The organism is Streptomyces sp. NPDC037288, from assembly GCF_055603265.1.
Genome location: NZ_JBVJVY010000008.1, coordinates 162,431 through 175,273, shown reverse-complemented (window position 1 = coordinate 175,273; position 12,843 = coordinate 162,431). Strand labels below are relative to the sequence as shown.

Annotated in this window: 23 protein-coding genes; all 23 read right to left on the bottom strand. The window is 66.5% G+C overall.

The window, feature by feature from the left end:
• Position 1: 1 nt before the first annotated feature.
• On the bottom strand, positions 2–856 hold the full coding sequence (truA, locus tag ACZ7GZ_RS12760) for a tRNA pseudouridine(38-40) synthase TruA (RefSeq protein ID WP_471023488.1): 855 nt from the start codon (positions 854–856) through the stop codon (positions 2–4).
• A gap of 90 nt (positions 857–946) precedes the next feature.
• Positions 947–1,438 (bottom strand): 50S ribosomal protein L17, encoded by a 492-nt coding sequence (rplQ, locus tag ACZ7GZ_RS12755; protein WP_471023487.1) that lies wholly within the window; start codon positions 1,436–1,438, stop codon positions 947–949.
• A 161-nt stretch (positions 1,439–1,599) separates the two neighbouring features.
• Positions 1,600–2,622, bottom strand: a complete 1,023-nt coding sequence (locus tag ACZ7GZ_RS12750) for a DNA-directed RNA polymerase subunit alpha (protein WP_003966937.1) — start codon at positions 2,620–2,622, stop codon at positions 1,600–1,602.
• 149 nt (positions 2,623–2,771) lie between these two features.
• Entirely contained in the window at positions 2,772–3,176 is a 405-nt protein-coding gene (rpsK, locus tag ACZ7GZ_RS12745) for a 30S ribosomal protein S11 (RefSeq protein WP_003956432.1), read from the bottom strand.
• Positions 3,177–3,241: 65 nt separating this feature from the next.
• Entirely contained in the window at positions 3,242–3,622 is a 381-nt protein-coding gene (rpsM, locus tag ACZ7GZ_RS12740; protein WP_023547369.1) for a 30S ribosomal protein S13, read from the bottom strand.
• A gap of 196 nt (positions 3,623–3,818) precedes the next feature.
• Entirely contained in the window at positions 3,819–3,932 is a 114-nt protein-coding gene (gene rpmJ, locus ACZ7GZ_RS12735) for a 50S ribosomal protein L36 (RefSeq protein ID WP_003998809.1), read from the bottom strand.
• Between the two features lie 59 nt (positions 3,933–3,991).
• Positions 3,992–4,213: a translation initiation factor IF-1 gene (infA, locus tag ACZ7GZ_RS12730; protein ID WP_003948620.1), complete on the bottom strand. Its 222-nt coding sequence runs from the start codon at positions 4,211–4,213 to the stop codon at positions 3,992–3,994.
• A gap of 147 nt (positions 4,214–4,360) precedes the next feature.
• A complete protein-coding gene (map, locus tag ACZ7GZ_RS12725) occupies positions 4,361–5,197 on the bottom strand; it encodes a type I methionyl aminopeptidase (RefSeq protein ID WP_471023484.1) in 837 nt (278 codons plus the stop codon).
• Positions 5,198–5,296: 99 nt separating this feature from the next.
• Positions 5,297–5,962 carry an adenylate kinase gene (locus ACZ7GZ_RS12720; protein ID WP_471023483.1) on the bottom strand — a complete coding sequence of 222 codons (666 nt, stop codon included), beginning with the start codon at positions 5,960–5,962 and terminating at the stop codon, positions 5,297–5,299.
• Entirely contained in the window at positions 5,962–7,275 is a 1,314-nt protein-coding gene (gene secY, locus ACZ7GZ_RS12715; RefSeq protein WP_471023480.1) for a preprotein translocase subunit SecY, read from the bottom strand. The genes ACZ7GZ_RS12720 and secY overlap by 1 nt, the downstream gene beginning before the upstream one ends.
• A gap of 245 nt (positions 7,276–7,520) precedes the next feature.
• Positions 7,521–7,976 (bottom strand): 50S ribosomal protein L15, encoded by a 456-nt coding sequence (rplO, locus tag ACZ7GZ_RS12710; RefSeq protein ID WP_014674382.1) that lies wholly within the window; start codon positions 7,974–7,976, stop codon positions 7,521–7,523.
• Positions 7,977–7,978: 2 nt separating this feature from the next.
• Complete coding sequence (gene rpmD / locus ACZ7GZ_RS12705; RefSeq protein ID WP_003974250.1) at positions 7,979–8,161, bottom strand: 50S ribosomal protein L30; 183 nt, start codon at positions 8,159–8,161, stop codon at positions 7,979–7,981.
• Positions 8,162–8,163: 2 nt separating this feature from the next.
• Positions 8,164–8,769 (bottom strand): 30S ribosomal protein S5, encoded by a 606-nt coding sequence (gene rpsE / locus ACZ7GZ_RS12700; protein WP_019753099.1) that lies wholly within the window; start codon positions 8,767–8,769, stop codon positions 8,164–8,166.
• Between the two features lie 36 nt (positions 8,770–8,805).
• Complete coding sequence (rplR, locus tag ACZ7GZ_RS12695) at positions 8,806–9,189, bottom strand: 50S ribosomal protein L18 (protein WP_014674380.1); 384 nt, start codon at positions 9,187–9,189, stop codon at positions 8,806–8,808.
• Between the two features lie 3 nt (positions 9,190–9,192).
• Positions 9,193–9,732, bottom strand: a complete 540-nt coding sequence (gene rplF / locus ACZ7GZ_RS12690) for a 50S ribosomal protein L6 (protein WP_471023477.1) — start codon at positions 9,730–9,732, stop codon at positions 9,193–9,195.
• Between the two features lie 24 nt (positions 9,733–9,756).
• On the bottom strand, positions 9,757–10,155 hold the full coding sequence (gene rpsH / locus ACZ7GZ_RS12685) for a 30S ribosomal protein S8 (RefSeq protein WP_100827756.1): 399 nt from the start codon (positions 10,153–10,155) through the stop codon (positions 9,757–9,759).
• Positions 10,156–10,369: 214 nt separating this feature from the next.
• Positions 10,370–10,555 carry a type Z 30S ribosomal protein S14 gene (locus ACZ7GZ_RS12680; RefSeq protein ID WP_003948630.1) on the bottom strand — a complete coding sequence of 62 codons (186 nt, stop codon included), beginning with the start codon at positions 10,553–10,555 and terminating at the stop codon, positions 10,370–10,372.
• A 5-nt stretch (positions 10,556–10,560) separates the two neighbouring features.
• Positions 10,561–11,118 carry a 50S ribosomal protein L5 gene (gene rplE / locus ACZ7GZ_RS12675; protein WP_053661885.1) on the bottom strand — a complete coding sequence of 186 codons (558 nt, stop codon included), beginning with the start codon at positions 11,116–11,118 and terminating at the stop codon, positions 10,561–10,563.
• Positions 11,118–11,441 (bottom strand): 50S ribosomal protein L24, encoded by a 324-nt coding sequence (gene rplX / locus ACZ7GZ_RS12670; RefSeq protein WP_031477830.1) that lies wholly within the window; start codon positions 11,439–11,441, stop codon positions 11,118–11,120. Before rplX ends, rplE begins: the two co-directional genes overlap by 1 nt.
• Positions 11,442–11,443: 2 nt before the next feature.
• Positions 11,444–11,812 carry a 50S ribosomal protein L14 gene (gene rplN / locus ACZ7GZ_RS12665; protein WP_003998823.1) on the bottom strand — a complete coding sequence of 123 codons (369 nt, stop codon included), beginning with the start codon at positions 11,810–11,812 and terminating at the stop codon, positions 11,444–11,446.
• Positions 11,813–11,910: 98 nt separating this feature from the next.
• Positions 11,911–12,195 carry a 30S ribosomal protein S17 gene (gene rpsQ, locus ACZ7GZ_RS12660; protein ID WP_153539280.1) on the bottom strand — a complete coding sequence of 95 codons (285 nt, stop codon included), beginning with the start codon at positions 12,193–12,195 and terminating at the stop codon, positions 11,911–11,913.
• Positions 12,195–12,419 carry a 50S ribosomal protein L29 gene (gene rpmC, locus ACZ7GZ_RS12655; protein ID WP_007494763.1) on the bottom strand — a complete coding sequence of 75 codons (225 nt, stop codon included), beginning with the start codon at positions 12,417–12,419 and terminating at the stop codon, positions 12,195–12,197. Before rpmC ends, rpsQ begins: the two co-directional genes overlap by 1 nt.
• On the bottom strand, positions 12,419–12,838 hold the full coding sequence (gene rplP, locus ACZ7GZ_RS12650; protein WP_009190136.1) for a 50S ribosomal protein L16: 420 nt from the start codon (positions 12,836–12,838) through the stop codon (positions 12,419–12,421). The genes rpmC and rplP overlap by 1 nt, the downstream gene beginning before the upstream one ends.
• Positions 12,839–12,843: the final 5 nt, after the last annotated feature.

The window sequence follows — 12,843 nt, the reverse complement described above, 5'->3', positions numbered from 1 at the left end:
CTCAGCAGCACCCCGCCGACGGGAGCGAGCGCTTGTTCCGCGCCTCCCTGCTGCGCGCGGCCAGCAGCTCGTCGGCGGGGTAGCCCACCTCCTCCAGGGTCAGCCCGTGCGGTCGTACGACATGCACGGCGGAGTCCCGCACGCCCGCGGCCAGCACCTTCCCGGGCCACTCCGGCCCGCGGTGCCCGTCCCCGACGAACAGCAGCGCGCCGATCAGCGAGCGCACCATGTTGTGGCAGAACGCGTCGGCGCGCACGGTGGCGGTGATGATCCCGTCGGCGCCCTTTTCGAGGCTCAGCTCCTGAAGGGTGCGAATCGTGGTCGCCCCTTCCCTCTTCTTGCAGTACGCGGCGAAGTCGTGCTCGCCGAGCAGATGCCGGGCGGCCTCGTTCATGGCGTCGACGTCGAGCGGCCAGTCGTGCCAGAGGACGTGGCCCCGCAGGAGGGGGTCCACTCCCCCGGGATTGTCGGTGACCCGGTACGCGTACCGGCGCCAGACGGCGGAGAACCGGGCGTTGAAGCCGCTGGGCGCCGGCCTGAGGGCCCACACCCGCACGTCCTTCGGCAACCGCCCGGCGAGCCGCTTGAGCAGCTTCTGGTTGTGCTCCCGCCAGACCCCCTCGGGCAGGTCCACGTGCGCCACCTGCCCGCGCGCGTGCACCCCGGCGTCGGTCCGCCCGGCGACGGTCAGCTCGTACGTCTCCCGGGACCGCGTCACCGTGCGCAGGGCGTCCTCGATCTCGCCCTGCACGGTCCGCTTGCCGCCGGCCTGCTTGGCCCAGCCGTGGAAGTCGCTGCCGTCGTAGGAGATGTCGAGGCGGACACGGACGTACCCGGGCTGTACTTCATCACTCACGTGGAAATCCTCTCAGGGCAGTGCCTCGTGAAAGAACGCGAAAGCGGGCCCGCCCGGAAAGGGCGGACCCGCTCAGCGCGAGGTGTTGCCTCAGGCGTCCTTCGACTCCTCGGCAGCGGCCTCCTCGGCCGGAGCCTCGGTGGTCTCGGCCTTGGCCTCGTCGGCCTCCTTGACCGCACGCTTGGTGGCGGCCTCGGCCTCACCCACGGCCTTCTGCTGCACCGTCAGCGCCTCGACCAGCTCGATGACGGCCATGGGCGCGTTGTCGCCCCGGCGGTTACCGATCTTGGTGATGCGGGTGTAGCCACCCGGACGGTTCTCGTACCGCGGGCCGATCTCGGTGAAGAGCGTGTGGACGACGCCCTTGTCCGTGATGACCTGGAGCACCTGACGGCGGTTGTGAAGGTCGCCCTTCTTCGCCTTGGTGATCAGACGCTCGGCGTACGGGCGCAGGCGGCGGGCCTTCGCCTCGGTGGTGGTGATACGGCCGTGCTCGAAGAGGCTCTTCGCGAGGTTCGCGAGGAGCAGCTTCTCGTGCGCGGCGCTGCCGCCCAGACGGGCACCCTTGGTGGGCTTCGGCATTGTTCTTCTCCTGTGTGTCTGCCCCGGCCGTATCAGGTACCGGGGTCAGTATCCGAGCAGGCGGTCGCCTGTCGGAGACCCCGCGCCCGAAGGGGCGCGGGGAACTGCGCGGCCAGCCACAGCGGGCCGGCAGCCGAAAACGGACCGGTGGGCCCGAGCTCTTAGTACTGCTCGGTCTCCACAAAGCCCGCGTCCGCGTCGTCGTCGGCGCCGAAGGCGTCGGCGGCGGCGGTCGGGTCGAATCCGGGCGGGCTGTCCTTCAGGGCCAGGCCCATGCCGGCCAGCTTCGCCTTGACCTCGTCGATGGACTTCGCACCGAAGTTGCGAATGTCGAGGAGGTCGGCCTCGGAGCGGGCGACGAGCTCACCCACGGAGTGGATGCCCTCACGCTTGAGGCAGTTGTAGGAGCGGACCGTGAGCTCCAGCTCCTCGATCGGCAGCGCCAAGTCGGCGGCAAGGGCGGCGTCCGTGGGGGACGGGCCCATGTCGATGCCCTCGGCGTCGATGTTCAGCTCGCGGGCGAGACCGAACAGCTCGACCAGGGTCTTGCCGGCGGAGGCCATGGCGTCACGCGGACGCATCGCCTGCTTGGTCTCGACGTCGACGATCAGCTTGTCGAAGTCGGTGCGCTGCTCGACACGCGTGGCCTCGACCTTGTACGTGACCTTCAGCACCGGCGAGTAGATGGAGTCGACCGGGATACGGCCGATCTCCTGGCCCACCTGCTTGTTCTGCACGGCGGAGACGTAACCGCGGCCGCGCTCGACCGTCAGCTCCATCTCCAGCTTGCCCTTGCCGTTGAGCGTGGCGAGGACGAGGTCGGGGTTGTGCACCTCGACACCGGCCGGGGGCGCGATGTCGGCGGCGGTGACCAGACCCGGGCCCTGCTTGCGCAGGTACATCACGACCGGCTCGTCGTGCTCCGAGGAGACGACCAGCTGCTTGATGTTGAGGATCAGGTCGGTGACGTCCTCCTTGACGCCCGGCACGGTGGTGAACTCGTGCAGCACGCCGTCGATCCGGATGCTGGTGACAGCAGCGCCGGGGATCGAGGACAGGAGGGTACGGCGGAGGGAGTTGCCGAGGGTGTAACCGAAGCCCGGCTCCAGCGGCTCGATCACGAACCGGGAGCGGAACTCGTCGACGACCTCTTCGGTCAACGAGGGACGCTGAGCGATCAGCATGTGTGGATCAGATCCTTCATTCGTGGACGCCCGCTATTTGACGCCCGACGGAAACCGCGCCCGTGAAAAGCGCGGGTACTGCAAGGGTACGGGCGATACGGCCCTTTTACGGAGCCGTACCGCCCGAAAAGCCCTGAAGCAGCCGTGCGTCAGACGCGGCGGCGCTTCGGCGGGCGGCAGCCGTTGTGCGGGGTCGGGGTGACGTCCTGGATGGAGCCGACCTCGAGGCCCGTGGCCTGCAGGGAGCGGATCGCGGTCTCACGACCGGAACCCGGGCCCTTGACGAACACGTCGACCTTGCGCATGCCGTGCTCCTGGGCGCGGCGGGCAGCCGACTCGGCGGCCATCTGCGCGGCGAACGGCGTGGACTTCCGGGAGCCCTTGAAGCCGACGTGGCCGGCGGAGGCCCAGGAGATCACGTTGCCGGACGGGTCCGTGATCGAGACGATCGTGTTGTTGAACGTGCTCTTGATGTGCGCGTGGCCGTGAGCGACGTTCTTCTTTTCCTTGCGGCGCACCTTCTTGGCAGCGCCCTGACGTCCCTTGGGGGGCATCTACTAACTCCTACGGGAGGTGGTCGGTCCTACAGCGAAGACCGTGGACAGGTGTCCGCTGCGGACTACTTCTTGCCCGGCTTCTTCTTGCCGGCGATGGCGCGACGCGGGCCCTTGCGGGTACGGGCGTTGGTGCTGGTGCGCTGACCGCGGACGGGCAGACCGCGACGGTGACGCAGACCCTGGTAGCAGCCGATCTCGACCTTGCGGCGGATGTCGGCCTGGATCTCGCGACGGAGGTCACCCTCGGTCTTGATGTTGTTGTCGACGTACTCGCGGATCGCGACCAGCTGCTCTTCGGTCAGGTCACGAACACGGGTGTTCGGGTCGACGCCGGTCGCAGCCAGCGTCTCCTTCGAGAGGGTCCGGCCGATGCCGAACACGTAGGTGAGGGCGACCTCCACGCGCTTTTCGCGCGGGATGTCAACACCGGAAACGCGTGCCATTCAATGGCTCCTGGTGATCTTTCGGAGGTCTTCCGCAGAACCGGCTCCCGGCCGCCGTACGAGGTACGAACCGGGTCCCCGGCCTCCGACCGGGGGTGTCAAGCCGCTCGCGACGGCTTGGGTCCTGCGTATGAACAAATTCAGCTCGCGTCGCGCGAATCCCTGCGATAGAGGTGCAGAGGGTTACGGTCGTGCGTCAGCCCTGGCGCTGCTTGTGGCGCGGGTTCTCGCAGATGACCATGACCCGACCGTGACGGCGGATCACCCTGCACTTGTCGCAGATCTTCTTGACGCTCGGCTTGACCTTCATGGGATTGAGGTTCTCCGGGTCAGTGCCACCACCCCGCCGAGACGGGATGCGGGCAAGATCTACTTGTACCGGTAGACGATCCGGCCACGCGTCAGGTCGTACGGAGACAGCTCCACCACGACCCGGTCGTCAGGGAGGATGCGGATGTAGTGCATACGCATCTTGCCGCTGATGTGTGCCAGGACCTGGTGGCCGTTCTGGAGCTCGACCTTGAACATGGCGTTCGGCAGAGACTCGACGACAGTGCCCTCGATCTCGATGGCACCTTGCTTCTTGGCCACGCTTCGCCCTTCGAATCGACTACCTTGATCGACTCCCGTCGCAGTCTCAGGTTTTCAGGCATGAGGGTGCACGAGAGCCGACGAGTCAGTCTACGTCGCTGTTCCCGGAAAGGCGAATCGAGGAAGTCTGCCCCACGGGGGAGATCGTCATGCGAGCGGGTCGGGAGCCGCCGTGATGCCGTACTCGGCCAGCTTCGCCCTGCCGCCGTCAGGAGCGGTGAGCACCAGCGGGCCCTCCGCCGTCAGAGCCACCGAGTGCTCCCAGTGGGACGACCACGTGCCGTCCGTCGTGATGACCGTCCAGTCGTCCGACAGGACCTCCGTGCGCGGAGTGCCGAGGGACACCATCGGCTCGATCGCGAGGCAGAAGCCGGGGACCAGCCTGGGCCCCTTGCCGCGGCGCCGGTCGACGTAGTTCAGCAGGTGCGGGTCCATGTGCATCTCGGTGCCGATGCCGTGGCCGCCGTAGTCCTCGATGATCCCGTACTTGCCGCCGCCCGGCTTGGGCTGGCGGCGGATGTAGGTCTCGATGGCCCGCGAGACGTCGACCAGGCGGTTGCCCTGCTTCATGGCCGCGATGCCGGCCCACATCGACTCCTCGGTCACCCGGGACAGCTCGACCAGCTCCGGGGAGTGACCGGAGCCCACGAAGGCCGTGTAGGCGGCGTCGCCGTGCCAGCCGTCGATGATCGCGCCGCAGTCGATGGAGATGATGTCGCCGTCCTTGAGGACGACGTCGTCGGAGGGGATGCCGTGGACGACCACCTCGTTCACGGAGGTGCAGATGGTCGCCGGGAAGCCGCCGTAGCCCAGGAAGTTCGACTTGGCGCCGTGCTCGGCGAGGACCTTGCGGGCGACCTCGTCCAGGTCCCTCGTGGAGGCGCCGGGCACCGCGGCCTCACGGGTGGCCGCGTGGATGGCGGCTACGACCAGGCCCGCCGCACGCATCTTCGCGATCTGCTCGGGCGTCTTGATCTGCACCATGGGGCCTGCGCTCTCCCTCACTCACATCGACTGGGTTACGTACACAACAGTACGGCCGCGGCACCCGGTGAGGGGCACCGCGGCCGGAAGGACCGCGATCTACTTGTTCTCGGCCTTCTCGCGCTTGAGTGCCCCCAGCGCCCGCTGCGTGATCTCGTCCACCGGGCCCAGGGAGGAGATCGTCACGACCAGGCCCTGCGCCTTGTAGTAGTCGATGATCGGCTCGGTCTGCGTGTGGTAGACCTCCAGCCGCTTGCGGACCGTGTCCTCGGAGTCGTCGTCGCGCTGGTACAGCTCGCCGCCGCAGACGTCGCAGACGCCTTCCTTCTTCGGCTGGCTGTAGGTCACGTGGAAGACGTGCGAGGAGTCGTTACGGCAGATGCGGCGGCCGGCGATGCGCTTGACGACCTCCTCCTCCGGGACCTCCAGGTCCAGGACCGCGTCCAGCGTGATGTCCTCGGTGCGCAGCAGCTCGTCCAGCGCCTCGGCCTGGGAGACGTTCCGCGGGAAGCCGTCGAGCAGGAAGCCGCCCTCGGCGTCCGGCTGCTCCATCCGGTCCTTGGCCATCGCGATGGTGACCTCATCGGGAACGAGGTTGCCGGCGTCCATGTAGGACTTCGCGAGCTTGCCCAGCTCGGTCTGCTGGCTGATGTTGGCCCGGAACAGGTCACCCGTGGAGATGTGCGGGATCGCCAGCTTCTCTGCGAGCCGGACGGCTTGCGTTCCCTTACCGGCACCCGGCGGCCCGACGAGGACGATACGCATCAGCGGAGGAACCCTTCGTAATTGCGCTGCTGGAGCTGGCTCTCGATCTGCTTCACCGTCTCGAGGCCGACACCCACGATGATCAGGATGCTGGTCCCGCCGAAGGGGAAGTTCTGGCTTGCACCGAAGCCGACCAACGCCATTGTCGGTACGAGAGCGATCAGACCCAGATACAGCGAACCCGGCCAGGTGATCCGGTTGAGCACATAGCTGAGGTACTCAGCGGTCGGTCGGCCAGCCCGGATGCCCGGGATGAAGCCACCATACTTCTTCATGTTGTCGGCGACTTCCTCGGGGTTGAAGGAGATCGCCACGTAGAAGAACGCGAAGAAAACGATGAGCAAGAAGTACAGAGTGATGTAAATCGGGTGGTCGCCCTTGGTCAGGTTCTGCTGGATCCAGTCCTTCCAGCCCGACCTGCCCCCCGCGAACTGCGCCACGAGTGCCGGAATGTAGAGCAGCGACGAGGCGAAGATGACGGGAATCACACCCGCCTGGTTCACCTTGAGCGGGATGTAGGTGGACGTACCACCGTAGGAACGACGGCCGATCATGCGCTTGGCGTACTGGACCGGGATGCGGCGCTGGGCCTGCTCGACGAAGACGACCAGACCGACCATGACCAGGCCGACCAGGATCACGGTGCCGAACTCGATCCAGCCGCCGGCCAGGGTGCCCTGCTTCTTGATCGCCCACAGCGCGGACGGGAAGGTCGCGGCGATCGAGATGAACATCAGGATCGACATGCCGTTGCCGATGCCGCGGTCGGTGATCAGCTCACCGAGCCACATCACGACGGCCGTGCCGGCGGTCATGCAGATGACCATGGTGATCGTCGTGAAGATCGCCTGGTCGGGGACGATGCTCGACGCGACCGAGCAGCCGTTGAAGAGGGCGCCGCTGCGGGCGGTGGCGACCAGGCCGGTGCCCTGCAGGATGGCGAGCGCAACGGTGAGATAGCGGGTGTACTGCGTGATCTTCGCCGTGCCGGCCTGGCCCTCCTTCTTGAGGGCTTCCAGGCGCGGGATGACCACGGTCAGCAGCTGGAGAATGATGCTGGCCGTGATGTACGGCATGATGCCGAGCGCGAAGACCGTGATCTGCAGCAGCGCACCGCCGCTGAACATGTTCACGAGGCCGAACAGGCCCTGGTTGCCCTGGGCCTCGGTCACACACCGCTGGACGGCCTGGTAGTTGACGCCGGGGATCGGAATGTGGGTACCGACCCGGTAGACCACGATGATGGCCAGCGTGAAGAGCAGCTTCTTGCGCAGGTCGGGCGTCCTGAACGCCCGGGCGAACGCGGTGAGCACGGTGCCTCCTGCGACCCCCGCGCAACTGCGTCAAGGGTGACGGTCTTGAGGTTCGACGGATACAGACGAATAGCTAACGGTCAACTGCCGCTCAGGGTGCCCCATGGGAGGCACCCGGTGAAAGTAGGCAGTGCTGGCCACCTTACCGGCGAGAGCCCCGCCCTAGGAACGACCGACCGGGGATACCCCTTTTGTGGGGTATCCCCGGTCGGGATCGTTCACGTCATCGAGTGGACCTGAGGGACTCAGACCAGCTCGGTGACCGTACCGCCGGCGGCGGTGATCTTCTCCTTGGCGGAGCCGGAGACGGCGTCGACCGTCACCTGCAGCGCCACGGAGATCTCGCCCTGGCCGAGGACCTTGACGAGGCTGTTCTTGCGAACGGCACCCTTGGCCACCAGGCCCTCGACGGTGACCTCGCCACCCTCGGGGTACAGCGCGGCCAGCTTGTCGAGGTTCACGACCTGGTACTCGGTCTTGAACGGGTTCTTGAAGCCCTTCAGCTTCGGGAGGCGCATGTGGAGCGGCATCTGGCCACCCTCGAAGCGCTCCGGAACCTGGTAGCGGGCCTTGGTGCCCTTGGTACCACGACCGGCCGTCTTACCCTTCGACGCCTCACCACGACCCACACGGGTCTTGGCGGTCTTGGCGCCCGGGGCGGGACGGAGGTTGTGGATCTTCAGCGGGTTCTGCTCCGCCATGATCAGTCGACCTCCTCGACCGTCACGAGGTGGCGGACGGTGTGCACCATGCCGCGGAACTCGGGGCGGTCCTCCTTGACGACCTGCGTGTTGATGCCCTTGAGACCAAGGGAGCGCAGGGTGTCACGGTGGTTCTGCTTGCTGCCGATGTAGGACTTGACCTGCGTGATCTTGAGCTGCGCCATGATTACGCACCCGCCCCGGCACGCGCACGCAGCAGAGCCGCGGGAGCGACGTCCTCGAGGGGCAGACCACGGCGGGCCGCGATCTCCTCGGGACGCTGCAGACCCTTCAGGGCCTCCACGGTCGCGTGCACGATGTTGATCGCGTTGTCGGAGCCGAGCGACTTCGACAGCACGTCGTGGATACCGGCGCACTCGAGCACGGCACGCACCGGACCACCGGCGATAACACCGGTACCCGGGGACGCGGGCTTGAGCAGCACGACGCCGGCAGCCTTCTCACCCTGGATCGGGTGCGGGATGGTGCCCTGGATCCGGGGGACCTTGAAGAAGTGCTTCTTGGCCTCCTCAACGCCCTTGGCGATGGCGGCCGGCACCTCCTTGGCCTTGCCGTATCCGACACCCACGGTGCCGTCACCGTCGCCCACCACGACCAGCGCGGTGAAGCTGAAGCGACGACCACCCTTCACAACCTTGGCGACGCGGTTGATCGCGACGACGCGCTCAACGTACGCGGTCTTCTCGGCGGCAGCAGCGCCGCCGTCACGGCCCTTCCGGTCCCGCCGCTCGCCGCCACCGGCACCGCTTCCGCGGCGCTGGGGTCCAGCCATTGGATTACCTCTCTCTTTCCGCTAGCTACAAGCGGCTCAGAACTTGAGCCCGGCCTCGCGGGCGGCGTCCGCCAGGGCGGCGATGCGCCCGGCGTACTGGTTGCCACCACGGTCGAACACGACGGCCTCGACACCGGCGGCCTTGGCACGCTCGGCGACCAGGGCACCGACCTGCTTGGCCTGCGCGGACTTGTCGGCCTCGCCACCACGGATCGACGCGTCCAGGGTGGACGCCGACGCCAGGGTGTGGCCCTTCAGGTCGTCGATCACCTGCGCCACGATGTGGCGGTTGGAGCGGGTCACGACCAGACGGGGGCGCTCCGCCGTACCGGAGATCCGCTTGCGGATCCGGATGTGACGGCGCTTGATCGCGGCGCGCTTGTAGGCGTCGCCCTTGAGGATCTTCTGCCCGTATGCCATGGCTTACTTACCCGCCTTTCCGACCTTGCGGCGGATGACTTCGCCCTCGTACTTGACGCCCTTGGCCTTGTACGGGTCGGGCTTGCGCAGCTTGCGGATGTTGGCCGCAACCTCGCCGACCTTCTGCTTGTCGATGCCCTCGACCGAGAACCGGGTGGGGGCCTCGACCTTGAAGGTGATGCCCTCGGGGGCCTCGACGACGATCGGGTGGCTGTAGCCGAGCGCGAACTCCAGGTTCGAGCCCTTTGCGGTCACGCGGTAACCGACACCACTGATCTCGAGCTTCTTCACGTAACCCTGGGTCACGCCGGTGATCATGTTCGCCACCAGCGTGCGGGACAGGCCGTGCAGGGCCTTGTTCTGACGCTCGTCGTTGGGGCGGGTCACCTGCAGGGTGCCGTCCTCGCCCTTGGCGACCTCGATCGGCGCCGAGACGGTGTGGGTCAGCTCGCCCTTGGGGCCCTTGACCGAGACCGTACGGCCGTCGATGGTGACGTCCACGCCGGCGGGAACCGCGATGGGGAGCTTGCCGATGCGCGACATAGCTGTTTCCTCCGTTCCCTTCTGCTACCAGACGTAGGCGAGGACTTCCCCACCCACGCCCTTCTTGCCGGCCTGCTTGTCGGTGAGGAGCCCGTGCGACGTGGAGATGATCGCCACGCCGAGGCCGCCCAGCACCTTCGGCAGGTTGGTGGACTTCGCGTACACCCGGAGACCGGGCTTGGAGATCCGCTTGATGCCCGCGATGGAGCGCTCACGGTTCGGGCCGAACTTCAGCTCGAGGGTGAGGTTCTTGCCCACCTCGGCGTCCTCGACGCGCCAGCCCGTGATGAAGCCCTCCTGCTGGAGGATCTCCGCGATGTGCGACTTGATCTTGGACGCCGGCATCGTCACGGTGTCGTGGTACGCCGAGTTCGCGTTCCGCAGACGAGTCAACATGTCTGCGATCGGATCAGTCATGGTCATGAATTGGCCTGTGGCCTTTCTCGCCGGGGTTTCCTATATGCGCCATCCCTCTCCCCGTACTTCTGCAGACGGGACGGGTGCGGCGCGGGGACCTACGGCGTAGTAAGTCGTTCAGGGCGGCAGAGGCCCAACCCTCCTAGCCTAAGCCATGAGGGCGGAGTCCCCTGCCGTCCCGGTTGCTTACCGAGAGGTCCAGGAATCCCTAATTAGGGGATTACCAGGAGCTCTTGGTCACGCCCGGCAGCTCGCCACGGTGAGCCATCTCACGAAGGCACACGCGGCACAGGCCGAACTTGCGGTACACGGAGTGCGGACGGCCGCAGCGCTGGCAGCGGGTGTAGCCACGCACACCGAACTTGGGCTTGCGAGCAGCCTTAGCGATCAGAGCCTTCTTCGCCATCTCGCTCACGCCTCCTTGAACGGGAAGCCGAGGTGACGAAGGAGCGCGCGGCCCTCAGCGTCGTTGGTCGCCGTGGTGACCACGGTGATGTCCATACCCCGGACGCGGTCGATCTTGTCCTGGTCGATCTCGTGGAACATGACCTGCTCCGTGAGACCGAAGGTGTAGTTGCCACGGCCGTCGAACTGCTTGGGGGACAGACCACGGAAGTCGCGGATGCGCGGCAGCGCGAGCGACAGGGTGCGGTCCAGGAACTCCCACATGCGGTCGCCACGGAGCGTGACGTGGGCACCGATCGGCTGACCCTCACGCAGCTTGAACTGCGCGATGGACTTGCGGGCCTTGGTGACGGCCGGCTTCTGACCGGTGATGGTGGTCAGGTCGCGGATCGCGCCCTCGATCAGCTTCGAGTCACGGGCGGCGTCGCCGACACCCATGTTGACCACGATCTTGACGAGGCCGGGAACCTGCATGACGTTCTCGTACTTGAACTCGTCACGCAGCTTGCCCGCGATCTCCTCGCGGTACTTCGTCTTCAGACGCGGAGTGGTGGTGGTAGCCATCAGATGTCCTCACCCGTCCGCTTGGCAACGCGGATCTTGTTGCCCTCGTCGTCGAAGCGGTAACCGACACGCGTGACGACCTTGTTGCCGTCCTTCTCAACGACCAGCTGGACGTTGGAGACGTGGATCGGCGCCTCGGTCGTGACGATGCCGCCGGCCTGGGAACCGCGAGCGGTCGGACCGGCCTTGGTGTGCTTCTTGACCCGGTTGACACCCTCGACCAGGACACGCTCCTCGCGCGGGTAAGCGGCAATGACCTTGCCCTGCTTGCCCTTGTCCTTGCCGGTGATGACCTGGACCAGGTCGCCCTTCTTGATCTTCATGCTTACAGCACCTCCGGCGCGAGCGAGATGATCTTCATGAACTTCTTCTCGCGCAGCTCACGGCCGACCGGGCCGAAAATGCGGGTGCCGCGAGGGTCGCCGTCGTTCTTCAGAATGACGGCGGCGTTCTCGTCGAAGCGGATGTACGAGCCGTCCGGACGACGGCGCTCCTTGACGGTGCGAACGATGACCGCCTTGACGACGTCACCCTTCTTCACGTTGCCACCGGGGATCGCGTCCTTGACGGTGGCGACGATGACGTCACCGATGCCCGCGTAGCGGCGACCGGAGCCACCGAGCACACGGATGCAAAGGATCTCCTTCGCACCAGTGTTGTCGGCGACACGCAGTCGCGACTCCTGCTGGATCACGTCTATCTCCTGATCGTCTGCCGGTTCCCCAACGGGGCTGATCACTCAGCCCCGTTGGAGCCTGGCGGAACTGGCCCGCGGGGTTTGCCCCGCGGGAATTACTTGGCCTTCTCGAGGATCTCGACGACGCGCCAGCGCTTCGTCGCGGACAGCGGCCGGGTCTCCATGAGGAGGACGCGGTCGCCGACACCCGCGGCGTTCTGCTCGTCGTGCGCCTTGAGCTTGTTGGTACGGCGGATGACCTTGCCGTACAGCGCGTGCTTGACGCGGTCCTCGACGGCGACGACGACGGTCTTGTCCATCTTGTCGCTGACGACGAGACCCTCGCGGGTCTTGCGGAAACCGCGCGCCTCGGTGTTCTCAGTCACGTTCTTCTCGCTCATCAGGCGTTCTCCACCGTCTCGATGCCGAGCTCACGCTCACGCATGAGGGTGTAGATCCGGGCGATGTCCTTGCGGACCGCCTTGAGACGGCCGTGGTTCTCGAGCTGACCCGTCGCCGCCTGGAAGCGGAGGTTGAACAGCTCTTCCTTGGCCTCGCGGAGCTTCGCCAGAAGCTCCTCGTTGCCCAGCTCGCGCAGCTCGGACGCCTTGGTACCGGCCGACATCACGCTTCACCTGCCTCGCGCTTGACGATCCGGCACTTCATCGGCAGCTTGTGGGCCGCACGGGTCAGCGCCTCACGGGCGATCTTCTCGTTGGGGTACGACAGCTCGAACATCACACGTCCGGGCTTGACGTTCGCGATCCACCACTCCGGAGAACCCTTACCGGAACCCATGCGGGTCTCGGCCGGCTTCTTGGTGAGGGGACGGTCCGGGTAGATGTTGATCCAGACCTTGCCGCCACGCTTGATGTGACGGGTCATCGCGATACGAGCCGCCTCGATCTGGCGGTTCGTCACGTAGGCCGGGGTCAGCGCCTGGATGCCGTACTCGCCGAACGCAACCTGCGTTCCACCCTTGGACATACCGTTGCGCTTCGGGTGGTGCTGCTTGCGGTGCTTGACCCTACGGGGGATCAGCATTTCGG